This window comes from Bifidobacterium crudilactis (genome assembly GCF_000738005.1).
GTDB lineage: Bacteria > Actinomycetota > Actinomycetes > Actinomycetales > Bifidobacteriaceae > Bombiscardovia > Bombiscardovia crudilactis.
Window position 1 is genome coordinate 103936 of record NZ_JHAL01000001.1, and the last position, 26945, is coordinate 130880.

The 26945-nt window shown below is 58.5% G+C and carries 16 protein-coding genes; 7 read left to right on the forward strand and 9 right to left on the reverse strand.

Translation table 11 applies throughout. The features are described 5' to 3' along the window. Window positions 1-60 precede the first annotated feature (60 nt). The 5 genes from DB51_RS00430 (at window position 61) to DB51_RS00450 (ending at window position 5337) form a co-directional block, all read left to right on the forward strand. Complete coding sequence (locus DB51_RS00430) at window positions 61-1137, forward strand: iron-siderophore ABC transporter substrate-binding protein (RefSeq protein ID WP_162174589.1); 1077 nt, start codon at window positions 61-63, stop codon at window positions 1135-1137. A 110-nt stretch (window positions 1138-1247) separates the two neighbouring features. Further along, window positions 1248-2279, forward strand: coding sequence for a FecCD family ABC transporter permease (locus DB51_RS00435; protein ID WP_034250685.1), 1032 nt, complete (start codon window positions 1248-1250; stop codon window positions 2277-2279). Window positions 2280-2293: 14 nt separating this feature from the next. After that, window positions 2294-3346 carry a FecCD family ABC transporter permease gene (locus tag DB51_RS00440; protein ID WP_034250686.1) on the forward strand — a complete coding sequence of 351 codons (1053 nt, stop codon included), beginning with the start codon at window positions 2294-2296 and terminating at the stop codon, window positions 3344-3346. Beyond that, entirely contained in the window at window positions 3343-4269 is a 927-nt protein-coding gene (locus DB51_RS00445) for an ABC transporter ATP-binding protein (protein WP_238548260.1), read from the forward strand. The genes DB51_RS00440 and DB51_RS00445 overlap by 4 nt, the downstream gene beginning before the upstream one ends. A gap of 66 nt (window positions 4270-4335) precedes the next feature. Further along, complete coding sequence (locus DB51_RS00450; RefSeq protein ID WP_084674497.1) at window positions 4336-5337, forward strand: siderophore-interacting protein; 1002 nt, start codon at window positions 4336-4338, stop codon at window positions 5335-5337. 6 nt (window positions 5338-5343) lie between these two features. On the opposite strand, the gene DB51_RS00455 is transcribed toward DB51_RS00450, so the two are convergent. The 6 genes from DB51_RS00455 to DB51_RS00480 form a co-directional block, all read right to left on the reverse strand. Further along, window positions 5344-7203, reverse strand: coding sequence for an alpha-glucosidase (locus DB51_RS00455; protein WP_034250687.1), 1860 nt, complete (start codon window positions 7201-7203; stop codon window positions 5344-5346). A 178-nt stretch (window positions 7204-7381) separates the two neighbouring features. Then, window positions 7382-9838 carry a trehalose-phosphatase gene (otsB, locus tag DB51_RS00460; RefSeq protein ID WP_338023735.1) on the reverse strand — a complete coding sequence of 819 codons (2457 nt, stop codon included), beginning with the start codon at window positions 9836-9838 and terminating at the stop codon, window positions 7382-7384. Between the two features lie 332 nt (window positions 9839-10170). Beyond that, window positions 10171-12030 carry a glycoside hydrolase family 13 protein gene (locus tag DB51_RS00465; protein WP_034250688.1) on the reverse strand — a complete coding sequence of 620 codons (1860 nt, stop codon included), beginning with the start codon at window positions 12028-12030 and terminating at the stop codon, window positions 10171-10173. Between the two features lie 1252 nt (window positions 12031-13282). Then, window positions 13283-14161: a carbohydrate ABC transporter permease gene (locus tag DB51_RS00470; protein ID WP_034250689.1), complete on the reverse strand. Its 879-nt coding sequence runs from the start codon at window positions 14159-14161 to the stop codon at window positions 13283-13285. A 1-nt stretch (window position 14162) separates the two neighbouring features. Continuing rightward, window positions 14163-15089 carry a carbohydrate ABC transporter permease gene (locus DB51_RS00475; protein ID WP_034250690.1) on the reverse strand — a complete coding sequence of 309 codons (927 nt, stop codon included), beginning with the start codon at window positions 15087-15089 and terminating at the stop codon, window positions 14163-14165. Window positions 15090-15114: 25 nt separating this feature from the next. Further along, window positions 15115-16371 carry an ABC transporter substrate-binding protein gene (locus DB51_RS00480; RefSeq protein ID WP_034250691.1) on the reverse strand — a complete coding sequence of 419 codons (1257 nt, stop codon included), beginning with the start codon at window positions 16369-16371 and terminating at the stop codon, window positions 15115-15117. A gap of 289 nt (window positions 16372-16660) precedes the next feature. Here DB51_RS00480 and DB51_RS00485 point away from each other — a divergent pair, with 289 nt between their 5' ends. Next, window positions 16661-17947: an ROK family protein gene (locus tag DB51_RS00485; RefSeq protein ID WP_051867176.1), complete on the forward strand. Its 1287-nt coding sequence runs from the start codon at window positions 16661-16663 to the stop codon at window positions 17945-17947. A gap of 158 nt (window positions 17948-18105) precedes the next feature. Here DB51_RS00485 and DB51_RS00490 read toward each other — a convergent pair whose 3' ends face one another. From DB51_RS00490 to DB51_RS00500, 3 genes are all read right to left on the reverse strand, one after another. Then, entirely contained in the window at window positions 18106-20331 is a 2226-nt protein-coding gene (locus tag DB51_RS00490; protein WP_034250692.1) for an alpha-galactosidase, read from the reverse strand. A 239-nt stretch (window positions 20332-20570) separates the two neighbouring features. Further along, window positions 20571-21146 (reverse strand): nucleoside deaminase, encoded by a 576-nt coding sequence (locus DB51_RS00495; protein ID WP_051867105.1) that lies wholly within the window; start codon window positions 21144-21146, stop codon window positions 20571-20573. Between the two features lie 84 nt (window positions 21147-21230). Then, complete coding sequence (locus tag DB51_RS00500; protein ID WP_084674498.1) at window positions 21231-24017, reverse strand: cation-translocating P-type ATPase; 2787 nt, start codon at window positions 24015-24017, stop codon at window positions 21231-21233. A gap of 483 nt (window positions 24018-24500) precedes the next feature. Here DB51_RS00500 and DB51_RS00505 point away from each other — a divergent pair, with 483 nt between their 5' ends. After that, entirely contained in the window at window positions 24501-26792 is a 2292-nt protein-coding gene (locus tag DB51_RS00505) for a cation:proton antiporter (RefSeq protein WP_034250693.1), read from the forward strand. The last annotated feature ends 153 nt before the right edge of the window (window positions 26793-26945 follow it).

Genomic DNA, 26945 nt, shown 5'->3' on the forward strand with positions numbered 1-26945 from the left:
CGCAAAGCGCTGCGAGAGGAGGCACACACCATTGAATACGGATTAACCGGTAAGGGAACCATGATGAATATATTCGCACGTGACAGACGCACCTTGAGCTCGGTACGACGCCTGGCAGCGACGGCCCTGGCAGGGCTGAGCGTCATCGCCTTGACCGCTTGCACGGGTACCGGGCAATCGACGACCTCCTCGGATGCAAATGCCAGCGGTTCATCGAATTTCCCCGTCAGCATCAAGCATGCCTACGGCACCACCACCATCAAGTCACAGCCTTCTCGCGTCTCGACGATAGGTTGGACGAACCAGGACGCCGTCATCGCCCTTGGAGTCATCCCCGTGGATATGCCGAAAATCACCGACGGAGCCGCAGGAAGCAGCGGCATCCTTCCCTGGACCGAAAGCGCGTTGCAGAAACTGGGTGCTACAGGAGACAAAGCGCCGAAACTGCACGATGAAAGCGACGACATCGATACCGAGGCCATCGCCTCGACCAGCCCCGACATCATCATCGGCATCCAATCGGGCATTTCGAAAGCCCAGTATCAGACGATGAGCAAAATCGCGCCGACCATCGCCTACCCCGGCAAGGCCTGGGCGGCACAGTGGAGACAGGTCCTGACCTTAAGCGGCAAAGCCCTCGGCAAGGAGAGCGAAGCGAAACAGGTCATCGCGGATGACGAGGCCGCCATCAGCAAAGCCGCGAGCGCACATGCGGAACTGCAAGGCAAGAACGCCGCCGTCATGTACTTCGACACCACCAAGCTCTCCACGGTCAGCGTCTACACCACAGCCGACACACGACCTGCATTCCTGCAAGACCTGGGCCTGTCGACACCGGCCTCAGTGGAGAAGATTTCGAAATCCACGGATTCCTTCTACAAGGACATAGCGGCCGAGAATGTCGATCAGTTCAACGATGTTGACATCATCGTCACCTACGGAGACGACGCCACCCTCGCCACCTTGCAGAAGGACCCTCTGATTTCTCAGATTCCGGCGGTGAAACGAGGCTCCGTAGTAGTGATAGACCTGAATTCGAAGCTGGGCAGCGCGATTGCCCCTTCCGCCCTTTCCATCCCCTCCACGGTGGATGACTATGCCAAGGTATTGGCGCAAGCGGCGGCGAAGGTCGGCTGACACCAATTCAAAGACCGATTACCACGGGTGGCAAGCGGCTCACGAACGGCCACGAATCGTCACAGGCAGGCGACGACAAGCATCATGGGAGACGGGAACTTCAGGGCATCATGCACGGAGTCATACGAGACAAAGCAACTGCGCGTGGGGCAGGCGGATATGCCTTGCTGCTGATCACGGCTCTGGCGATACTCGGTGTGCTCTCGGTGACCTCGATCGCCATAGGTTCACGTTCCGTACCTCTCTCTGAAGTTGTGAGGATTCTGACCGATCCACAGATGACCGGCGTCTCCGCGGAGGCCGTCCGTCTGCGCATACCGCGTATGGCACTGGGCATACTGGTCGGAATGGCCTTGGCGACCGCGGGAACGCTGTTGCAGGGGATGACCAGGAATCCGCTTGCCGACCCCTCGATTCTCGGTCTCAATGGTGGCGCGGCCTTCGCGATTGTTCTCTCGATGGCCACGGTCGGCTTAAACGCTCCTATTCAATACGTCTGGGTAGGGATGCTCGGCTCATGCGCGGCGGCGATCTGCGTGTGGTTCCTTGGCTCAATCGGAGCGAAGGGAGCGACGCCGCTGAAGATGACGCTCGCGGGAGCCGTGGTCGCAGCCATGCTCTCCTCGTTGACGTCGGCGATACTGCTGCCACGGATAGACGTCATATCGTCGTATCGCTTCTGGCAGGTCGGAGGGCTGTCGGGAGCCCGCTTCTCACTGATGCTACCGATACTGCCGATTATCGGCATCGGCATAGGCATCGCCGCGCTCTGTCTGCCGGGCTTGAACGCGCTCGCCATGGGAGACGACCTGGCAACGGGACTGGGTAGCCGAGTTCGCACCGTGCGCTTCGGCGCCTGGGCCGCAGCGGTGATGCTGTCCGCGAGCGCCACGGCACTCGCCGGTCCGATAGCCTTCGTAGGCCTTGTCGTACCTCATGCAGCGAGATTGCTGGTCGGTTCTGAATACAAGCGCATACTCGGCCTCTCCCTGGTGCTGGGGCCCATACTCCTGGTGACCTCGGATACCATCGGTCGCGTGCTCACCCGCCCAACCGACGTGGAGGTGGGAATCGTCACCGCCATCATCGGTGCCCCATGTTTCATTCTCCTGGTACGCAGCCGCAGGCTGCAGCAGATATAGGAGGAGGGCTGACGATGAATCAGACACGCTCCTATCGGCATCCTGCACTGTCATCCACAGCGGATGCTCGGACCAGACGCATACGTCGCAAGGTTCTGGTGTGCCTGCTGCTGGTCATGCTCGCATGCTCGCTCCTGTACGTCGACATCACCTTCGGCACGGTGCTCTACAGCTTCGACGATCTATGGCGGGTCATCTCCGGCGAGTGGATTCCCGGCATCTCCTTCGCCTTGGGGGAGCTCCGCATCCCGCGGTCGCTCACCGCCCTGGCCTGCGGGGCGACGTTCGGTCTGGCTGGTTCGTGTTTCCAGCATCTGCTGCGCAACCCGCTGGCCAGCCCTGACATCATCGGCATCACCGCCGGGGCAAATACGGCGGCGGTGTTCGGCATCGTCGTTCTCGGACTGTCGGGGCCTGAATTGAGCACGCTGGCCATCGTAGGAGGCCTCGTAACCGCCTTGGTGGTTTCGGGGCTGACGTGGAAAGGCGGCCTCTCTCTGGGTCGGCTCATTCTCATCGGCATCGCGCTCGGAGCCATGCTCGACGCGCTCAGCTCATGGATGCTGGTGCACGCCGACCAATGGGACATCCAATCGGCATCGCGATGGCTGACGGGCAGTCTGGCCGGGGCTCAGTGGAGCGATGTCGCCCTCTCCATGTGCGCCCTGCTCATCGGAGGTGCGGCGATGATCGCACTTTCCAGAAGATTGAACGTTCTGCGCCTCGGGGACGACCTCGCAGCAAGTCTCGGAATCCGAGTCGGCATGTCTCAGATCGCCATCATCATCGTGGCCGTGTCCATGCTTTCGGTGGCTACGGCCGCGGTAGGTCCGATTGCATTCGTGTCATTTCTCTCCGGTCCAATCGCCAGACGGCTTAGCGGACATGGGGATTCCGCGCTGACGGAATCGGCGCTGGTCGGAGCGAGCCTCGTACTGGCTTCCGATATTGTGGCGCAGCACCTCGTCTCCGAACAGCTGCCAGTCGGGGTCGTCACCAGTGTGATCGGCGGGCCGGTTCTGGTGATATTGATGACATTGGCCGCAAGAAAGGGGAATCTGGAATGATAGACCATCCTCGCCGCCGAGCCGGTGGAGCGGAGACCGCGCACAGCGGCTTGCAAACAGACGTCGCAAACGGAATCGCCGGAGATACCGACCACATGCAGGCAAGTAATCTTTCAGTCGGCTACGGCACACATATCGTCGTCAACGACATCGACCTCGATATCCGACCTGGTTCCGTGGGAGCAATAATCGGACCGAACGGATGCGGCAAATCCACCTTGCTGCGGGCGCTTGCGCGATTGCTGAAAACACGCAATGGCGCGGTCCTGCTCAACGGCCAGGATATTGCCAGGATGCCGACCAAGTTGGTCGCCACGAAAGTCGGGCTGCTCCCGCAGTCCTCAATCGCGCCTGAAGGCATCACGGTGAACGATCTGGTCTCACGCGGTCGTTACCCGTATCACCGTTTCTCAGGCACATGGTCGGCAGAGGACCAATCCGCTGTGGACCACGCCCTGCAGGTCACGGGGATGACGGCTCTCGCGGACCGTCCTGTGGATGAGCTCTCGGGCGGGCAGCGTCAACGAGCGTGGATTGCCCTCACTCTGGCTCAGCAAACCGGGATTCTGCTGCTTGACGAGCCGACGACGTACCTCGATGTGGCCTACCAATTGGAAGTCCTTGACCTTCTCAGCGACCTCAACATCACGGAGGGCACCACAATCGTCATGGTGCTTCATGACGTCAATCTTGCTGCACGCTATGCGGATTGGATACTGGCGATGCACGAGGGCCACTGCGAAGCCTTGGGCGCACCTTCCGAAATACTCACCGAAAGGCTCGTGCAACAGGTGTTCGGCATACACGCGGCAATGATTGCCGATCCCGTGTCCGGACTGCCCATGATGATCGCCGATCGCGGCCACTCCCTGCAGGAACGTCGACATCGGCATTCGCCACATCGCGAGGAAGCACCCCGGTGAGCGGATTTTCCCGACAAACACAGCATCCGGATACGCATGCACGACGAACAGCAGAAGGGACAACAGATGAATTCCTCGCAACCGAATGAAGGGCAATCCGCCAAGCAGATACCTGCATTCCGACCGTATCTGGTCAAGGTCGCCCGCACGGAACAGCTCTCCACAAGCTTCCGCCGTCTCGTCTTCACCGGCGACGACCTTCAATACATCGGCACGGACGGCTTGGACCAGCGCATCAAAATCCTGCTGCCTCTAGAAGGTGGCAGATGGGGAGACCCGCATCTATTCGCGCCTGATTCAGTGGAACAGGGCTCATGGTGGGAACAGTGGCGGGCATTGGCACCTGAAGACCGCAATCCGATACGCACTTACACCATTCGCTCAGCGGATTGCGAGCGCCGAGAGCTGTCCGTTGATTTCGTCATCCATAACGACCCCGGTCCCGCAGGGACTTTTGCACAGCAGGCGGAGGTCGGCTCCCAGGTCGTCATCATCGGCCCCGACCGTCGCGCAGAAGATTCGTCCATCGGCATCGACTTTCACCCGGGACAGGCGAACACCATCCTCCTTGCCGGCGATGAGACCGCCGTTCCTGCAATAGGCGGCATACTCCAGGGGCTGCTTGACTCACATTGGTCCGGCCAGGGCAAAGCCCTGATAGAGGTCCCTTATGAAGACGATACGACCCTGCAGCTGCCGCATCCTGAAGGTTTCACACTCGATTGGGTCAGCCGTTCTTCCGGCCGGACGAGCATGGCGCACGGCGCTTCGCTCATCACTCGGGTGGAAGATTACATCGCCGAGCATCCGGCCTTGTTCCCCGCTGATGACTCTGACGTCACCAGCGCCGCCGCCCTTGCCTCAAGTGGATTCACGGACATCGATGTCGATAGGGAGCTCCTCTGGGAGGTTCCCGAAAAGGCTCACGTCAAAGGATTCTATGCCTGGATGGCTGGCGAGGCGGCAACGGTCAGGAGCCTGCGCAGGATTCTGGTCAAAGACCGTGGCATCGACCGTTCTCGTGTGGCCTTCATGGGGTATTGGAGGGCCGGGAAATCGGAGATGTAGGCTTCCTTATAGCTGATAGGCGAAGGCTTCCCATGGGGCGAGCCTTCCTGTGAGCAACGTGGACGCGGTCTGCGGCCTGGGATAATTGCTGATAAGCAGATTTTCCTCGTCGATTGACATACCCGATGCCTCGACCGGGAAGGCCACGGGGTCAAGGCCCAGAGCCGCTGCCGTCTGCGGAGGTATATGCGCCGTGTGCCCTGTCAGATTGGCGACCACGACCACGCGCGAGAGTTCGGTGGTGTCCGACAGATCGAATCCTTCCAAAGAGCGCTCAAAGGAATACACCCGCTCGTCGTCGCCGTCCAGCAACGTCCAGCCGCCCGCCGAAACCACCGGATTCGTATGGCGCAGATGAATCAACTCCTTGTAGAAGGCGAGAACCGAATTGGGGTCGCGCTGCTCGTCGACGGCATTGATGATCCGTTTGTTGGGATTGACCGGCAGCCAAGGAACCGACGCCGCATCCTCCTCAGTGAATCCCCCGAAGGTCGAGGAATCCCATTGCATCGGAGTGCGGGCATTGTCGCGGCTGCGTCTGCCCAGAGCGTCGAGCATCTGGTCATGCGTGGAAAGCTTCATCGCCAGCACCCGCAATTTGTACAGGTCCAAGGACTCGATATCTCGATACTGGTCCAAGGCGGTGAAGCCGGCGTTGGTCATGCCGAGCTCCTCCCCCTGATAGATATACGGCGTACCCCGGTGCATATGCAGTACCAAGGCCAGGGCCTTCGCCGACAGCGAGCGCAATTGTTCCGTCGTGGTATCGCCCCAACGTGACACCACTCTGGGCTGATCATGATTGTTGAAGAACAGACTTGCCCAACCCGATTCCTTGACGGCCTCCTGCTCGCTGGCCATGATGCGCTTCAGCGGCACGATGTCAAGCGGCAGCGGATTCCACTTGCTGCCTCTGGCATCAAATTCGACGTGATGGAACAGAAACAGCATGTCGAGCTCATCGTTCGCCGGGTCCGTTATCGCCTGGTTGCGTGCCGGGGTGATGCCAGGAGCCTCTCCGACGGTCAGGAACCCTTCCCTTCCCTCGAACACCTGCTGGCGCATCTCCTTGAGGAATTCATCGAGACGGGGCCCGTCGGCCATGACGATCTGTGCATTGGCGTAACCGTCCTCCCCCGGTACACCGTCCGGCAGTTCACCGTCTGCTTCGACGGGCTTGGAGATCAGCGTGATGACATCCATGCGGAAACCGTCGATCCCACGATCCATCCACCAGTTCATCATGTCGTACACCGCCTGGCGAACCGCAGGATTCTCCCAATTCAGGTCAGGCTGCTTCTCCGAGAAGGAATGAAGATAGTATTCGCCACGTTCCGGCGAATACTCCCATGCCGAACCTCCGAAATCCGATCCCCAATTATTGGGTTCTGAACCGGGCACACCGGGCGTATGGCCGTCTTTCGCGGGCCTCCACCAATACCAGTCCGCGTAGGGCATGGTTCCTTTGCGCGATGCCTCGAACCAGGCATGCTCGTCGGAGGTGTGGTTCACCACAAGGTCGATGATGATCCGCATGCCGCGTTGGTGCACGGCCTGGATCAGATCATCCATATCATAGAGCGTGCCGAACATCGGATCGATGTCCTGATAGTCGGAGATGTCGTAGCCATAGTCATTTTGCGGGGATTTATAGACCGGGCTCAGCCAGATCACATCCACGCCGAGATCCGCAAGATAGTCGAGACGACTGATGATTCCACGGAGGTCGCCGATACCGTCGCCGTTCGTGTCCTGGAAGCTCCGGGGATATATCTGGTAGACCACCGCATTCGCCCACCAGGGATTCTCGCTGGCCCCGTTGGTACGAATCGAACCCGCCAGGAATTCACGCTGCTCTGCTGTCATGACCGTCCATCTCGCATACCCAAGTAATCACTGCATATCGTCACAGGTTGCAACGGCACAGCCGACTCCTACCATCTCTCAATGGAGCGCCGGCACATTCCACGCTTTGCAGCCCGCGAAGACGAAAGCCTACAGCATCCGGCTCACAAATGCGCGCAGTGATGTCCCACTGAGACAATCACGATTCCGACTCAAGTTCAGCTACGGCGGATTCGGCGTTCAGGTACCCGATCAAGCGGTGAAGAGCCGCAGGATTCTGCAGTCTTGTATGGGCTTTGGTGAGTCCCTGACCGATTTTGATCGTCCAGGAATCATCAGGCATCACGGCGAACATGGTTTCATCCGTACTATCGTCGCCGACGGCCATCATGAAGTCGTAGGCGTCGCTGTTCACCAACGGACGTACCGCCTGCCCCTTGCTGGTGGAAACAGGGCAGACCTCGACCACCATGGCGTTCTCCATCACCATAAGTCCGAGCTTGCCGGTAACCGTGCGCAAGGATTCCAGAAGCGCGGTCTTCTCATCCGCGGCCTGCTGCTGGTCGCTCATGCGATAATGCCATGCGATCGCGTCATCCTTCTGTTCGATAAGCGAATTCGGCACCTTTTCGACTGCCTGTTCCAGAATCGGTTGAATAGTCTTCTTCCACTCCTGGGCATCAGGAAGATTCAACGCGCGCGTCCAGCCCTGCTCCCAGGTCTTCGCCGGGTCAACCCCATCGGGACTTTCCCCGACCTGCGGGTATTTCCAGAACCACACGCCGTGCTCGGCTATCATACCCACGGGGAGATCCGCAAACCAATCGTTCATGGTCTCATGGCTTCTGCCTGAGACGATGATCATGTCGACGCCGGGCTGCGACGCCAGACTGCGCATCAGCTCCTTCAAGGCCTTGGTGGGCTTTGCGCGATCAGGGGTACGGGCCAGGGGCGTCAACGTCCCGTCATAGTCGAACAGCACCAGACGACGCTTGGCATTGCGCCACTGGTCCATCAAATCGTTTCGCTGGCTCATGCGCAGACGCTTGTCGGCCGAGCTGACATCGGCCACCTGTTCCAAGGCGGAGATGAAGCCCGCGCACCAAGTCGCTGCGGTTCGTGCCTTCAATCGCGCCTGCATGGCGACATTCCGTCGTGTGGACTCTTCGACGCTGGTCTCCAAAGCATCGTGAAGCGCTTCGCAGACAGCCTCCGTATCGTACGGGTTGGCGATAAAGGCTTCAGAAAGCTCCGCCGCCGCACCGCACATATCCGACAGCACCAGCGACCCGTCACGCCCGTCATGGCATGCCAGATACTCTTTGGCCACCAGATTCATGCCGTCACGCAACGGCGTCACCAAAGCCACGTCCCCGGCCGCATAGATTCCGCAAACCGGCTTGATGGGCAGGGAACGAGTGATGTAGTGAATCGGGGACCAGGACAGCAAGGAATACTGCCCGTTGATCTGGCCGACAAGCTGATCGACCTGCTCTTTCAATCGCTTATAGGTATCGACGTTTTCACGGGACGGTGTGGCCAGCAGGTAGTACGTCACATGCCCCGCCCACTCCGGATATTTCTCCAGCATCCGCTGATAGGCGCGAAGACGCTCCGGAATGCCCTTGGTGTAATCCAGACGATCCACGGAAACGATGACCTTGTTGGGTTTGGTCGTTCCCCCGGCAGCGGACTTGGCAAGATTGAGTTCAGGCAGTTCCTCATGAGCGTAGTGACTCCACCAGCTGCCTTCCTTGGTGGATGCCTCCGCCGCGGCGTTGCTTTCGGCGGTGAGCGAGCTCAGGAAGCGGCTGTGGGGGCGTTTGCCCGCAGCCTCCTCGATGCCCCTGCGCATCATCCGGGCAAGGTTGGAACGCGAGGTCCGGCGGTACAGGTTGTAATCAATGCCGATCGGGAACGCGTCGACTGCGGCGTCATGCCCATCGGGCATCGCGAACCGGCCCTCCGCATCGCTGTGCTTGTCGAGGAGCAGCTCAACCGACCCCTCGAAGTTCTTCGCATAGTCGACCGTATGGAATCCGACGAGATCCGCGCCCAGAATACCTTCGAGTATCTCTCTGCTCCACGGAAGCGAGCGGAAAATCTCGGGGCTCGGGAAGGGCACATGCAGGAACCAGCCGATGGAGGCTTCCGGGAAATGCTCACGCAGCATCTGCGGCAACAGCATCAGGTGATAATCCTGAATCCAAACCTTGTCGCCCTTGCGCAGCAGAGGAATCAGGGTTTCGAGGAACCGAGCGTTGACCTCCTGATATGTCTGCCATGTGTCGGGCTCGAAGTGGGCCTCATGGGCGAAGTCATGGAGCAGCGGCCACATGGTGTCATTGGAAAAGCCCGCGTAATATCCATCGACCTCATGCTTGCTCAGAAAAATCGGCACGCATCGTCTGGTCTCGTACTCCTCGCGGATGCGATCGATTTCCTCATCGGAATGCTCATCCGGGTTGATACCGCTCCACCCCACCCAGATGCTGTCCTTGTGCGCTTTGTGGTAAGGCCCGATGGCCGTCGCCAGACCGCCGACGTTCTGCCGCAGGGAATATGACCCGTCATCACTGACATCTAGAGACATCGGCAATCTGTTCGATACGATTATCAGTCGTCCCACATTTCCTCGTTTCCGCGAGCAGGGCACGGCCCTGCATTGTTGGGCACTCTCTATCCTTCTCCAAGCTATAGCACACCAGCTTCACGGGCACACTACGTCCACGGAAGGCACGGATTTCGAGGAACACGCGCTCAACCTACTCTCCACTGGGAAAGCCGAAGATGGCTCACAAACCACAATTACGCGGTTCGCGCATCGTGACGGACCTAACCCGGTTGTTGCAGGAATCCCCCGCACAACAGACACCCATTTATGAGATAACTGCACTAAAAGGACAGCTTTTCGGAGAATTCTTACCGAATTGCTGTCCTTTTAGTGCAGTTATCGTATCCCGGCCTATACAGGGCGGAGACCACGGTTCAGAGAGCGTATACCAGCGCCTCCCAGGGCGAAAGCCTGCCCGTCAGCAACGAAGCCGCCGTGTCGTCCTGGGAATAATTGCTGATCAGCACCTTGCCCGAGTCCACGGCACCAAGCGAAGCGGCCATGGCACCCGACTGATCGGTTCCCAGAAGCTTCGCGGTCTGTTGCGGCACCTCGGCGCTTTGCGAGGAGAGGTTCACAACCACCAGCAAACGTTCACCTGTGGATTCCAACTCACGAGTGAAGGCGTACACGTGTTCGTCATCCTTATCCAGGAGATGCCATGACCCTGCCGCCACCACTGGATTCGTGTGACGCAGCTCGATGAGTTTGCGGTAGAAGGCCAGAACAGAGTCCTCGTCGCGGCTCTCCGCTGCGGCGTTGATCGTCGCATGGTTCGGATTCACCGAGATCCAGGGTTCCTTCGGAGCATACGAGGCCGTGAATCCTGCATATGCGGTCGAGTCCCACTGCATGGGCGTCCTCGCGTTGTCACGGCTCATCACAGCCATACCGTGCAGCATGGATGCCGCGTCCTGGACCTTCGCCTCTTCCACGCGCTGGTGATACATGTTGATGGATTCGAGGTCCCTGTACTGGTCGAGTCTGGTGAAACCGGCATTGGTCATTCCCAGTTCCTCGCCCTGATAGATGTAGGGGGTGCCTCTATGCATATGCAGCAACAGTCCAAGAGCCTTTGCGGACAGCGAGCGCAGCTCCTCGCTCGAGGTATCTCCCCAACGCGACACGATTCTAGGTTGGTCATGATTGTCGAAGTACAGGCTGGCCCAGCCCGCATCGCGCACGGCCTCCTGCTCGCGGGACATGATGCCTTTGAGCTTCGTCGCTTCGAAGGGCAGAACATTCCACTTCGTGCCCTCCTGATCGATGCTGACATGGTCGAAGAGGAACAGCATGTCCAGCTCATGGTTGGCAGGGTCGGAGATGACGCCCGTGCGCTCTGGCGACAGCCCCGGAGCTTCGCCGACGGTCATCACGCCCTCGCGTCCCTCGAACACGCTCGCGCGCATTTCCTTGAGGAACTCCTCAAGCCGCGGTCCGTCAGTGCAGAACGGCCCTGGATTCGAATACCCTTCCGGCCCCACGGGGGTATCTTCCAGAAGGCAGCCGGCCTCGCCCGGCAGTTTTCCGTTCTCGTCCATCACCTTGGAAATCATCACGATAACGTCCATGCGGAAACCGTCTACGCCGCGATCCATCCACCAGTTCATCATCGAATACACAGCCTTGCGCAGGCTCTCGCTCTCCCAGTTCAGCTCGGGCTGCTTCTTGGAGAAGTTGTGCATGAAGTATTCGCCGCGCTTAGGGTCGTATTCCCAAGCAGAACCCCCGAAGCAGGAGCCCCAGCGATTGGGCTCGGCACCTGGCGTGCCAGGCTCGAAACCGGGGCGCGCAGGACGCCACCAGTACCAGTCGGCATGCTCGTCCTGAGAATCGCGCGAAGCCTGGAACCACGCATGCTCGTCGGAGGTGTGATTGACGACGAGGTCCATGACGACCTTGATGCCGCGCGCATGCGCCTGGGCGAGCAGCTCATCCATGTCTTCAAGCGTGCCGAAGAGCGGGTCGATGTCCTGGTAGTCGGAGATGTCGTAGCCGTTGTCGTCTTGCGGGGACTTGTACACAGGGCTGAGCCAAATGACATCCACGCCAAGATCCGCCAGATAATCGAGTCTGGAAGTAATGCCCTGAAGATCGCCGAAACCATCGCCGTTCGAATCCTGGAAGCTGCGCGGATAAATCTGGTAGACCACGGCATTCGTCCACCAGGGGTTGGGGGTCTCCCCGTTGGTACGAATTGAATCACTGAGCACGACTCGTTCGGAGTTGGTCATGACGAATCCTTTCTTCGTTGCACTGCATCGGCTAGATTACAGATGTGACGTGGTGCCGACCTTCGGCATTCCCGTATCGATGTCGTCCGGAATGCCGCTCAATGTCACGAAGCCGCAACCGGCACGAACCGAGTCCACTGGAGTCTCCCACTGTGTGCAAGCGCTTGCTCACAGACCGTACAAAACCTTAGCCGACGTCGCTGTCCTGCTGCCATCACCTGAATCTTCTATTTTCCCCTACAGTATGGCAACAACCGAATAACTTGGGATGCCTCGGCGCGTCTGCCGTTTGGAGCAAGAAAATCCGTATCCGCCACGGGATTGAATCATCATCGGGCTCCGCCCACCTGGACGGAGCCCGATACACAACACCAGAAATCACGCACCCATCACAGACCGACACTGTGCAACATGGCACGCAGAGCCTGGCAATCCGAGTGCTTCACATGCCATGGTGCACAGTGTCATCCGTGACTCGACTCCGTGAATACGCAACTATGCGCAACAGCACGCAAAGCAGCTTGATTTGTCGGCTTTGCGTGCTGTTGCGCACAGTTCCCGGAGAACGAGTCAGACGAGACGATTGACTTCGTGAACGGTTGCGTTACGTATGACGACGTATGGCAATCGCTGCGCGATTCTTACCACCGCCAGGGGCGACGGCCTTCGCGCCCTTAGCGGGCGCTCACTTCGCCTACAAATACCCCAATGGGGGGGGTATTCGCTTAACGGTTCAGCCTTTGTGGTTGCTCACTTCGCCTACGACGTTTCACTTGCCGGTTTCGTGTGAACCTCGCTGATTAATCGCTTTCAGCGATTCTTACCATCGCCCCGGTGATGGCCTTCGCGGACGATGCCGTCCGCTCACTTCACCTACGAATACCCCAATTGGGGTATCCGCTTAACGGTTCAGCCTTAGTGGGCGCTCACTTCGCCTACGACATTTCACTTGACAGTTTCGTGTGAACCTCGCTGATTAATCGCTTTCAGCGATTCTTACCATCGCCGGGGCGATTGACTTCGCGCCCTTCGTGGGCGCTCACTTCGCCTATGTACAGCACACCGTGCTGTACATTTAACGGCTCAGCCTTTGCGGGGCGCTCGGCGCCGTCAGTACGCAGCCCACCGGGCTGTGTACTACTTGACGGCGCCCTGCAACAAAAGACCGCCCTTGCGGGCGGTCTCAATCACTCCTCACGCCCCTTTGCGGGGCGCTCGGCGCTGTCAAACAGACAGCCCACTGGGCTGTATGTTATTTGACAGCGCCCCTCATTACACCGGAGATGACCCACTTCTGGGCGAAGATGTAGACGATGAGGATTGGAGCCATAGCCATCAGATAGCTGGAGAAAGCCATAGGATAGTTGGTGGCGAACTGCGAGCTGAACACGTACTGCGCCAGAGGAATCGTCTGATTCGATTGATCGGTCAGAATAATCAACGGCAGCAGGAAGTCGTTCCAGGCCCACAGAGCGGTCAGGATGGCGATGGTGGCATTGATGGGTCCCATCAGCGGGAAGATGATCTTCCAGAAGATACGCCACGTACCAGCACCGTCAATCCTCGCGGCCTCTTCCAGTGAAACCGGAATCGAGCGGATGAATCCGGTCGCAATGAACAGATTCGTTCCCAGACCAAGCACCATGTACAGCAGCACCAGACCAATCTGATTGTCAAGGTGCCAGCTGCCGAACTGCTTGGCGATAGGAAGCATGATCACGGGGAAGGGCACGAACATGGCTGCGATGAAGAAGTAATACATGAAGCGGAAGAAGCGCTTATCCATATTTCTTGCGACCGCATATGCCACGAAGGTATTGGTCAGCAGCGTCAACACCACTGCGGCCACCGTGATCAGCGCCGAATTGAGCGCAGCCTTCGGGTAGTTCACCTTGTTCCAGGCATCGGCGAAATTATGCCATTCCCAGGTGGTCGGCAGACTGAAGGTTCCCGCATCGGCAGGTGTCTTCAGCGCCGTGATGACCGTGAAGTACAGCGGGATGAGGATGGTCAAGGAAAGCACAGCTATGACTGCTGTCAACCACCAGTTGATGCGGTGAGAATGGCTCTTCTTGATCTTTTCCGATCCGGTTGGCTTTGCGCCGGTAGTTAAAGTTGTTGCGGCACTCATTTCAGATCTTCTCCTTGTTCCCAAAGAACTTCAGCTGAACAAACGCGATAATCGCCAGAACGATGAAGAACAGCACAGCGTTTGCAGTCTGGTAGGCGTATTCACCGCCGGTTAGACCACCCGTGTAAATCAGGTAGGTCACCGTTTCGGTCTTTGAATCAGGCCCACCATTGGTCAACGCCACGACCTGATCGAAGGTACCCAAAGCGTTCTTCATGGTCAGCACCAGATTGATGGTGAAGAATGGTCCAATCAGAGGGAAGGTGATCTTGCTGAAACGCTGCCATCCATTGACGCCATCGATGGAAGCCGCTTCGTAGATTTCGCTGTCTATGGTCTGCAGACCCGCAAGATAAATCAAGGTCGAGTAGGCGATGCCCTGCCAAACGGCCAGGAACACGATCGGCACCCAGGCATAATGCTCGCTGGTCAGCAAGGATTCCGAAAGCCAACCGATATTCAGCGCACGTCCGAGAGCCGGTAAGGGCGTCATGAAGATGTACTTGAATACATAGCCGATGACGAGCACACCCAAGGTGTACGGAATGAAGTAGATTGCGCGGAAACCGTTCTTGAACCACAAATTGCCGTTCAATGCCACTGCAAGGAACATCGAGATGACATTGATCAGGATCGTGATGGCGATGGCGATCAGGAAGGTGAACAGATAGGCGTGCCCGACACGGTCGTCGGAGAACAACGCGATGTAGTTCTTGAAGCCGATCCACTTGTAATCGCCGAAACCTTGCGAATTGGTGAAGGAATAGGCAACACCCTGCACGAAAGGCACATACAGGAAGAGGCCGAAGATAACAGCCGCCGGAACGACCATCCAGTAGTAGGCCCGGTCGACCTTGCGTTTGGAGAAAGCACTGCGCTTCTTGGGACGCTTTACGACAGCGGCCTGCGCGGTTTGTACATGTGACATGATGATCTCTCTATCCTTCCTCGGCCTACTCGAAGGTCCTGGCTTGGATCTTGTCCCACTCGGTCTGCATCGAGGAGGTGAAGTTCTCCACATTGCCCGTGGTCACCATCGTCTGGAGATAGCCTCCGATATTGATGGACGAGGGAATGTAGTGGTCGCAGAAGTCAGCAAGCTTGTTCTGCTTGAAGAACGGCAGGACGCCCTTGAGCGCGTCGTCGCCGACCGTGGTGTCTTTCAACGGAGTGAACGCGGACTGAGCCTTGGCATACGCCTCGAGCTGCGGCTTGCTCATCAGGAACTTGATGAACTTCATCGCTTCCTCAGGATGCTTGGTATTCGCACCCATCGTCAGCATCACGTCATCGCCTGCAGTCAGAACCTGCTCGTCCGCATTGTCGGTGGCGGGCATTTGCGCGAAACCGAGGTCGGCATCCGCATTGACCAGCTTGATCTGCGGAATGGCATACGTGCCGAGCGGAATAATCGCCGCCTTGCCGTTGGCGAAATCCTGGGTTCCCTGCTGGTACGTCACACCCTTATCGGCCTGTGCGTACTTCATCAGCTCAACGATCTTGTTACCGGCATCGCTCCAGATGTCGTTGAACGTGGTCTCGCCCTTCTTCAGCGCGGTGTACTTGCTTTCAGGAACGAGCGTGCCGTTCAACGAAGCCAACGGAGCCTGCAGCGTCCACGAATCAGCGAGCGTGGCCTGCACCGGAGTGATCCCCGCATCCTTGAATTTCTGGAGCATCTGAATGAACTCGGACCAGGTCTTCGGCGGATTGTTCGGGTCGACACCTGCCTGCTTCCACAGGGTCTTGTTGTAGATATAGCCGCTGGCATTGCCTGCGAAAGGCAGACCATACAGCTTCTTCTTGGAAGCGTCCGTCGTCTGCACGAGGTTCTTCGCGATGGTCACCATGCCGGGGTTGAGGGTCTTGACGATGGGATCATCCGTGAAATCGTGGAATACGCCCGAAGCCGCGAACATGCCGAAGCTGATGTCGCCGTTGAAGGTGATCACATCAGGCACACGGTTCTTGACCAGACGAGTGCGCAAATCGGTCTGTGCACTGGCGGAGTTGTTGATGTTGATGCGAATGTTCGGATTCTCGGCCTCGAACTCCTTCGCCATGGCCTTGAACTGATCCGCGGCCTCAGACTTGAACTGGAAGAAATCCAGAGTGACGACCTGAGCGGTCGAGGAACCGCAACCGCTGATCGACAAGCCTATGGCAGCCGCCAGAAGAGCCGCGCACGAGCGGCCCAAAATTTTTTTCATTCGTCCCGACCAACCAGAAAGCGTTCCGCTTCCCTTAGGACGAAAAATGGAATCAGACTTCATTTCGACTCCTTATTGTCGTGGCTCGACGCGCCGTCGCGTACTGAGCTTACTGTCATTGAGCATCATAACTATCCGCAATTATCATTCCTATCCCTGGCGAGTCAGTTGCAGTAAGCAACAAAATCGAGCTTATTTTATAAACTAAGAAAGAAAATAGATCTTTCCTGTCCCTCGTCCCGTGATAGACGATGAGGCAGACCAATATCAGCGAATGGGGAAACGCACAATGGTAAGAGCATCCGATAATGATGCACTCGGTGTTCCCGGACAGCACGCCAAACTTCAGCAGCATGACACCACGCATCTCGCAGTACCCAAATGGTTCGATGCGTCTCCGTACACGCATCAGGTCGCTGCGGATATCGTCCGTTACGGGCCGATAGCCCGCACCACGCTCGCACAGATCCTCAACCTTTCCCAAGGCGCGCTCTCACGCATTACCGGAGACCTGTTGCATCTCAAAGTCATCGAAGAGCTCTCCGGCAACGACGCCCCTCGGCAGGGCGGGCGTCTGCCTTTCGGCTTCAGCAAGCAGCAGAACGACAGCTCCGAACGCCGCGGACGTCCGCTTACCGCCTTGCGAATCAATGCCAAAGAACGCACGTTCATCGGTATCAACGTGCGGGGCAACAGCGCCTTGGCCATAGCGGTGAACGCTCTGTGCGAACCTCTCGGAGAGGCGCACACCATCGAATTCTCCTACGTGTCCTCAGAGGAGCTCAGCACGCTGCTGGTGGAGCCGATCAAGGCATGTGCAGCCGATGCGGAAAGTGCCGGACTGCCACGCCCGTCCCTGGTTGGGGTCAGCTTGGGCGGACATGTCGTCGATAATCAGACGGTCACTGCGGCTCCCTTCCTGCACTGGAACGGCAACGCCCCTCTCGCCCGGATGATTTCAGAGAACTGCGGCGTTCCCACGATGCTCTTCAACGATCTCGAATCCGCGGTCAGACATGAATGCTGGTTCGGCGCGGGAGTCGGCGTCTCTCGCTTTGCCTTGATCACCATTGGTGCCGGTATCGGATATTCCATCGCACAGGACGGGGAGCCGATCAACAATTCGGAAACAAGCTATGGAACGGCCACGCACATCATCGTCGACCCCGAAGGCCCGAGATGCTATCAGGGGCACATCGGCTGTGCAGACTGTCTGGGAAACGACTCGATAGCGGAACAGTACTCAGAGCTTATGGGCAGAACCTGCTCCTTCGAGGATTTCGTCGTTGACGCCCGCAAGGGGTTGAGACAGGCCACACAGCTGCTCAACCGCACCTGTTTCAGGCTAGGCGTGCTCATCGCCACCATTACCAACGCCGCCATGCCCCAGAAGGTGCTCGTAGGCGGAGAATCCTCGTTCCTTGCCGAAATGAGCATGGAGCTGCTGCGTAAAGGCGTGGAAAGCTATCGCCACAGTCAGGCGGAGCCCGTACCTATAGAGATTCTTGACGACAACTGGATCAATTGGGGCAGATCGGCCGCCTCGAGTGCCATAGAACGATACATTCTGGGCTGAAATCCGACTCCCGGAGCATTTGCAGGGATTCCCGGGAGACCGTGTTCACAGGAATGCCGACATACACGAAGGTGGACGTTGATATTTCAACGCCCACCAACCTTGGTTACTGACAAATCCCTACACAACCGACGCTACTTCGGTCGGTTGCCTGGATGTCAGGCCAATTCCGCCTCGAACAGCACCGCCTGTGCAGGATGCAGGGAGGGGGCTCGCAGGCCCGAAGCCATCAGGAACATGCCCGGAAGCACTACCCCTTCGGCATTCCACCATGCCAAGTCGGACTGACCGTTCCCGATTTCACTGACGTCCAAACTGACCGAAAGCGGTTTCACCCTATACAAGGCCTCGGGGTCCAATCCCGGAAGTCGAACCGGGGCGCTCGGATAGATCTTGGATGTAGTGAGTTGGGTGAAGCTGTACACGCCGTGCGACCTGTCTCGGTTGACCACACCGTCGAGGCGCACTGCCGGATCGCCGGAATCCCCATGGACCATCCTGCCTGTCGCGAAGATCTCACGTCGGGCTTTGAAGGCCTCGACCCAACCGGCAAGGGTGTCGAGCGCCGACTGAGGCTCTTCCAACAGATTCCATTCGATGCCCATATGCCCGAAGAATGCCGTCGCCATACGCATCTGCTGGCTTGTCGAACGACGGGTCGAATGAGCAGGCGATGCACCGATATGCTCCCCTATCATTTCGGGCGGCACCAGCAGGGAAGTATAGCGTTGGATATCCGTACGCTCGACCGGGTCGACGCAGTCGGATGCCCAGATGCGGTCGGCCACTTCGAGTATGCCCAGATCGACACGGCCTCCGCCGGAGCTGCATGATTCGATTTCCAGACCGTCATGGTTCCGCTTGAGATCCCGGAAGATTCGGTAGACCGCTTCGGTCTGCTGGTGCACGCACGGACGGCCCGTCCGCGGTGAAACTGCTTCGGTGACCAAGCGATTGTGGTCCCATTTGATGTAGTCGATGCCGAGCCTGTCCACCAGTCCATCCATTGCCGAGAACACATAGTCATACGCGTCCGGGTTCGTGAGATCGAGCACCTGCTGGCTGCGACCGGTCATCGGCAAACGGTTTGGAGTCGGTTTGATAATCCAATCCGGATGTGCGCGGGCGATATCTGAATCGGGGTTCACCATCTCGGGTTCGAACCACAGACCAAATTCCATACCGAGATCGTGCACGTAGGCGGCAAGAGCGTCCAGGCTCTTGGCACCATCCGGCCACACCGCTGGATCAATCTGCCAGTCACCGAGTCCTGCAGTATCGTCTCGACGATGCATGAACCAGCCATCATCCACGACGAAGCGTTCCACACCGGACTCCTTGGCCTTATCCGCCAAGGCCTTCAAGGTATCGAAGGAATGGTCGAAGTACACGGCCTCCCATGTATTGAGGATTACCGGACGCGGCTTGTGTGCGAACTGCGGATGCAATGCCCTGAGATACTCGTGGAAGCGGGTGGCGACCTGATTCAGTCCGATGCCGTATGAGCCATACACCCAAGGGGTCGTGTAGCTCTGGGATTCCTCCAGTTCGACTTCACCTCCTGCAAGGCTTTCAGCTCCTCCGATGATTCCCTGCGTGTACGCCAGTCTTTCGGCGGACAGCAGCGAGTTGCCGCTCCACGCCACGTGCACGGAGTAGACCTCGCCATGAGTGAAGCCGAATCCGGGCACACCGGCTGAAAGCAGCAGCGAGGCGTCAAAATCGGGGCGGCCCACGGTACTGGCCTTTTCGAGCCGACCGAGGTTGAATGGCTGGCGCTGAGGCGAGCGTTCCCTGAGATGGTGGCCGGTGGTGGTCATAATCTCGCTGGCGATTTCGGGCACGGGGAAAGCCAACTCGACCTTGTCCACGGACACGGCGCCGTTCGCCCCTTCCAAATTGCTGACTGCGAGCTGTTGGCGCACAAGGCCTGACGGCGTGATTTCACAGCGCCATTCCACACCGATATGCTGCTCCTCGTCACGGGCCAGCACCAGGACCGTCCGCTCCGAAGCGGTGAAATGCACATCCTGCACGGAGAAGCTGCAGAACAGTTCGATTCCGTTTCGGCGCACCACGAAACGGGAGACTCCCGACCATGCCTCGGCTTGCGTCGGCAGCACGCTAGGCCAGTTGGTGTCATTGAGCGAACCCGATACGCGTTGAGGCCGCAGGGCGTCGTAGGCATCCACCAGGCGTTCTGGATGCCGCAGGGCTTTCCCCCAGTAGACCATGCGCGGCATCTGGCCGTCCGCGATGACAAAGGCCAAAGCCACGTCGGCATCGACACTTTGCCCGTAGTACAGGTGTACATCCGGGCCTAAGGCCGATGCACCCCGGAAGCTGCTCCAAACAGTCTGCACGGATGTCTGGTTATCGTTCATAATATGTTCCTTCAATCCCCTCATCATCGAAACAGGATACGTCGCATAGCGCCGAGCCACAGACGCCGCGTTTACCCACAATCGTAGAAACGCTGCGTTTGCTTGTCCTCATTCTGCGTGTCTGGGAAAATCGTAAAGAAAACAGCCCTGATGGCGGCGAACACGAATAGTCGAAAAGAGGCCAAATTCAAAGTATCCGTAGCATATCGACCCCACAAGCCCCGTGCGACGCACACCTATTATCTTAATTTTTGAAAGAAATTATTGAGCAGCTCGGTGCACTCCCGCTCTTTGATGCCACCGATGACTTCCGGCATCGCTCCGATATGCGGGTCGCGAGGTATGTCCCACACCGAGCCGCAAGCCCCCATTTTCGAATCCCACGAACCGAACACAATGCGCCCTACATGAGCTGCGAGCGCTGCCCCTGCGCACATCGGGCATGGCTCGAGCGTGACCACCAGAGTTGTGTCGGAGAGATTCCATCGTGTCTCCCGAGCATTCCTGTTCGGGTTTCGCGTTTCGCAAGCCAGCTGCTCGATTTCGAATCCGGCATGGCTATGAGACCCAGCCACATCGTGAACACCGCAATCGGAGGTCAGCTTCGCGGCCTGGCGAATTGCCTGCATCTCGGCGTGCGCCAAAGGATCGCCCAATATCTCCCGCTGATTGAATCCCCGCCCGAGAACACGTCCGTCAGATGCCAGAACGAGTGCACCCACCGGAACGTCACCGGCGGCACCTGCCTGCACAGCGAGTTCGATGGCTTCATCCATGCGGTCCTGCCAGGGTGAGAGCTGAGAAGCGATGTTCATACCCCCAATTTCTACCATTGGCTGTTCTCGGGCCCAAACAGCCCGGTATGCTCCATTCTCCCGGGCGCTGTTCGTCGATGAGCGTCAGCGGCTGGTGTGCAGCATCGTGATGATGCCTCTTCGCGCCCTACGGCCCATGGCCTTCAGACCCGACCTGGGCCCGTGCCCGTGCCTGGCCAGCCATGCCCTGATGATTTTGTCACCCTCGCAGAAGAACAGCACGGTGATGGACAGCAGGAAGCACGTCAGCCATTGCATGCCGTTCATCGGGGAAACTCCGAGCACCGAGGCCACCGGTGCGATGTACATCGCGCCTGCATGAATCACCAAAGCGACCACTGAAGCTATGAGCAGGAATTTGTTGCGCAAGGGATTGAGCTGCACGATGAGCAGAGTCTCTGACCTTGCGGACATCGACATGAAGAAGTTGAACAGCACCAGCAGCGTCAAGGCCATGGTCCTTGCCTCGACCACCTCGGTCCCGTTGTCAAGAAGCACCCTGAACATGACGAGGATGCACATGGCCATCCAAAGACCGCAGACCGCGGTTCGAGCCCACAGGGCCGATGACAACAGCCCTTCCTTCTTCTCTCGCGGTGGCCTGGTAAGTTCGTCCCCGCTGCCCGGTTCGAAGCCCAGCGCGATATCCTGCACGCCGTTGGTGACGAAGTTTATCCACAGCATCTGCAACGGAAGGAACAGCAGCGGCATTTCCGCGATGACGTTGACGCCGACCGCGATCATGGCCGCAACCGCAGTGGAAAGCAGGAAGAACGCGGAACCGCGTATCGCCTTGAAGGTCACCCTTCCCTCGCGCACGGCGTCGGTGATGGTCACGAAATTATCGTCGGTGAGCACCACATCGCTCGCCTCCCGAGCCACATCGGTGCCCGATTTACCCATGGCAATGCCCACGGAGGCGGCTTTCAGCGCAGGAGCGTCATTCACCCCGTCACCGGTAACTGCGACGACCTCACCCTGGTCCTGGAGGGCCTCGACGATGCGCAGCTTGTCCTGAGGAGAGACACGGGCGGCAATGGAAGTCTCCTTCAACCTGGCTTTGAGGACCTCGTCGCTCATGTCCGACATTTCGCTGCCCGTCAACGCATCCTTGGTGTGGCGCAGACCCAGGCGTTCACCAATGGCCGCTGCCGTCAACGGGTGGTCGCCGGTGATCATCTTGACCTCTATACCCGCGGCCGCGCACTGAGCGATAGCCTCCTTCACTCCGGCACGAGGCGGGTCGAGCATGCCTTCCATACCCAGGAACTTCATGCTGTGCGGCTCACGATATTCCTTGAGATCGGCGTCCGCATCGAGATGCTTGCTCGCCACCGCTATGACTCTGAGCCCCTCACGGCCCATGCTTTCGTAGGTCTGATGCATGGCATCCATGTCAAGCGACACCTCTTGCCCCGTGCCGTCGTCCATCGTCGAACTCATGGTGGCGACGCTGTCCGGAGCTCCTTTGACATACTGTGTGAAACTGCCGTCCGGATTGCGTCGAATCGTCATCGAATACCGCAATTCAGGCTCGTACGGTGTTTCGAGCTCTATCGGATGCTCCAATTCGGCGGCGCTCACGGCTCCCGCCTCATCGGCGATTCTGGCCATGGCCACATCCACGGCATCGCCGCTGTACGTCATGCTGCCGTCATCCTCGGTGTTCCGATAGGCTTCGTTGGTCAGCGCACCAGCCTTGAGAAGCTCCGTCAGACTCCGCCTGTGCGACTCGTCCATATGCTCACGGGACTCCGCATCGCACAGCTTTGCCGGTTCATGCCCGACCGCGAACTGCTCGACCGTCATCCTGTTCTGAGTGAGGGTGCCTGTCTTATCCGAACCGATAACGGTCGTGGACCCCAAGGTCTCGACCGCCGGAAGGGTGCGCACAATCGCGTTGCGCTTGGCCATCCGCGATATGCCCAGCGCCATCGCGACCGTGAGAACGATCGGCAGGGCTTCCGGCATCGAGGCCACGACAAGGGAGACGGAGGAGAGGAATGCGCCGGTCGCATCCTTGTTGATGAACACGCCGCCGAGGAATACGAATACCGCAACGATGAGGACGGCAATGGAGATGCCGCGTTCCGTCCGCTGCATAATCTGCTGCAAGGGCGTATTGGCTTTGGCCCCGTGAACCAGGTCGTTGATTTCACCGAGTTCGGTGTCCGAACCGGTCGCCACCACCAGTCCGCGTCCGCGTCCACTCGTGACCATGGTGCCGGAAAAGGCCATACCCTTGCGGTCTCCCAGCGAAGCGTCCTCTTCTACGGCCGCGATGTTCTTTTGGGCGTCGGTGCTCTCACCTGTCAGCATCGACTCGTTGATTCGCAGCCTGCTGGATTCGATGAGGCGAATATCCGCAGGAACTCGGTCGCCGCTTTCCATGACGACGATGTCGCCAGGCACCAAATCGGCGGCCTCGATTTTGCGCATCGCTCCGTCACGCAGCACGCGGGAGGTCGGAGAGGACAGAGAGGCCAATGCCTCCACAGCCTTGTCTGCTTTGGTCTCCTGGTAATACCCGATGATGGCATTGAGCAGCAACACGACGAAAATGGCGATGGCGTCAACGTAATGCTCCAGGAGAATCGTGATGATGCCGCACCCGATGAGCACCGCAATCAACGGACTCTTGAACTGAATCAGGAACATCTTCCACTTGGGCATCGGCGCTTCGGCGGAGAGGGCGTTCGCACCGAACAGGCCGAGCCGCCGTTCCGCTTCCTTGGGAGAGAGCCCACGTGGGGTCGTCTCCAATGCCTCAAGCGCCTGTTCCGCGCTGATCGCATGCCAGGAGTTTTCCTCGCGGCCGGAAACCAGCGACTCCGCCGATTCCACCGCAGTATCTGTTGTCGTTTGTGCCATTTCGGTCATATGGGGCCTTTCTCGTGAATGATTCCATCACCGGAGAGGTCGCTGCAAGTCAAAACCGATTTGTGCGCGACCTCGAATCCCCCTATTGGTGAACGGCGACAACGCACGTCAATCAGACCGTTAACAAGAACCTAATTCAACACTAACATGTTACTAACGGGCGAATCTGTAGTAATTGGAAACATTATGCTTCTGGCGGCATCTCCATGCCGATTCGGAGGACAATGAGAAGCTGTGATTGTTGTTTCCACTGTCGCGGATAATGGAAACGGCGGCAATGAGCGCGGCGGAGATCCGGGGCGCTCGGCTTTCCCTCGTAGGAATGCTTCTCGGACCGACTCGTCGCATGCACAACAACGCCGCCGAGGGCTTCGCGCCTGCCCCGCCGGAGGTTCAGCAACAGCACCGCATTACGGAACGACATACAACCCGAAGACCGTGCGCAATCGCATGTGACCGAGAAAGAGGGCGGATGTGCAGGAGTTCACGCTTATTCTTTGCATCGTTGGCGCAGTACTGATCTCCTCCTTCCTCAGCCGCTTTCTCCCGAAAATCTCGACCCCGCTGGTCCAGATTCTTCTGGGCATAGTCATGACCCAGCTGCCGTTCTTCCCTGAGGTGCATCTCGACCCGGAACTGTTCATGGTGCTCTTCATCGCGCCTCTGCTCTACTACGAGGCTCATAGCATCGACAAGTCCTCGTTGATCAAGAATCTTGGCATATCGCTGTCCCTGGCGATCGGACTGGCGACAGCCACGATGCTCGTCGTGGGATACGCGCTCAACGCCGTCTGGGCATCCATACCGCTCGCCGCGGCCTTCGCCCTGGGTGCGGCACTCGGCCCCACCGACGCGGTGGCGGTCTCGTCCCTGGGCAAGGAAGCCAGCCTGAGCGTCCGACAGCGAGCCATCCTCAAAGGCGAGTCTCTGTTCAACGATGCGACCGGCGTCATAGGCTTTCAGTTCTCGATTCTGGCAGCGGTGACCGGTGCCTTCTCACCGGTTCAGGCTATCGGCACATTCGCGTTCTCCTTCATCGGAGGCGTCCTGTTGGGGCTGGCCTCCGGCGTGTTCCTCAATTGGCTCTTCGAGACCAGCCGTGAACTCGGTTGGGAAACCACGACCACAAGAATTCTCATGGAGATATTCTTCCCGTTCCTGCTCTACATCGTCGCCGAGGACATCGCCCACATCTCGGGCATTCTCGCCGTGGTCACGGCAGGACTGCTCGTGCGTTTCGACCGCAGCGGCATCGGTCCGAATGTATCGCGGACCAACATCGTGTCCTCAAGCGTCTGGACCGTGCTCTCCTTCAGCTTGAACGGTGCCGTGTTCGTGCTGTTGGGCATGCTGCTCCCCGAGGCGATGCAGACGAGCTGGTCAGACGATTCCGTGAACAATCTTGCCCTTATCGGCATCATCGCCCTCGTCTCCGCGGTGGTGGTGCTGATTCGCTTCATCTGGGTCTCCGGCATGCTGGCATTCACCAAAGACGCCGTATCGCATAAGCGCCGGCCAATGACTCTCGAGCGTTGGCGCTCGGCCGCAGTGATGACCTTCGGAGGTCCCAAAGGGACGATAACGCTGTCCTTGGTGCTCACCGTGCCATATTTCCTCGCTTCAGGCCAACCCTTCCCGATGCGTGACGAACTCGTATTCGTCGCTGCCGGAGTCATCATCGTCACCTTGGTGCTGGCGAATTTCGCTCTTCCTCTCCTCGCCCCGGTCGGCGCACGCAACATTCCGACCAAGCACTTTGAGACGGTTATCGACGTTCTTCGCAAAACCGTCGAGGAATTGTCGTCCCGGGTCACCGCCGAGAACAAGCGTGCCGTGCAGATAGTCCTGTCGTCCTACAATCAGCGCATCGCACGTCTGAAAGCCCGCATCGGGCAAAGAGACCCCAAGGAGTTCGAGGCGCTTCAGATCGAAGCCTTGACATGGGAACAGGATTACATCGAGCGTCGTCTTGCCGCATTGGACGCCTCGGACAAGTCGAAGGGCTCCGACGACACGAAATCGGAAAACGACTCCGACGACCTCGCAAGAGAACAGCATGCAGGCGTTTCCGACATTCGCGACGCCGCAGATATGAACGATGCCGTAGTTACCGCCGAATTCGAGAACCGAGATTCGCAGGCCGAATCCTCGCTCGTCGCCGTGAAGGATTCGTCCTCCGGAAACACCCTCGCCGCCTCTGCCGACAGGGACGGCGCTCCTGCAGATTCGATGGACGCCGATCTTCGCAAAGAGTATGAGCGCCGTGCAGCCTCAAGGCTTCTTGACCAGATCTCGCGTTCCCTGAGCCACATAGACGAATCCAGCGAAATGCGATGGCGGCTCAGAAGCATCCGCCGTCGGTCGCACAGTCTGGTCAAACGTCTCAGCGGCCGTATACGGCATTCGACACCGCTGATGAACGGCGACACCCTGTTCGCCGTCACACGCTCCTTGCAGACGGATGTCAATCGTTATGTCATCGAGAAACTCTACGTCGAGCTCGGCGAGGAACGCTTCACCACCGAGGATGTGCTGTCACTGCTAATCGAGCATCAGCGGGCGGACAACGCGCTGCGCTCCCGCCCCACCATGGGGGACACCACGAAAACCCTGGTTTCGGTTCAGGAAATCAAACGAGAGGGATATGCCATCGAGCTCGGCATCATCCAGGACATGCTCGAAGCCGGCGATATCTCCAGGCCTGAGGCGCGACTGCTGCGTCGCAACGTGTATGTCATGCAGGTGGATGCCGATTCGGGCATCTGATTCGGACCACCGACAGCATCCGCATCAATCGTGCAGGCATTATGTCGGCAGGACCATCTCGGTGCTTCTGACAATGGCACCCCACCCGAGAGCAGCCCCTGCACAAGCGAAACCATCGCTGGAATTCCATGCAGCTCCATGCAACCCCAGCGA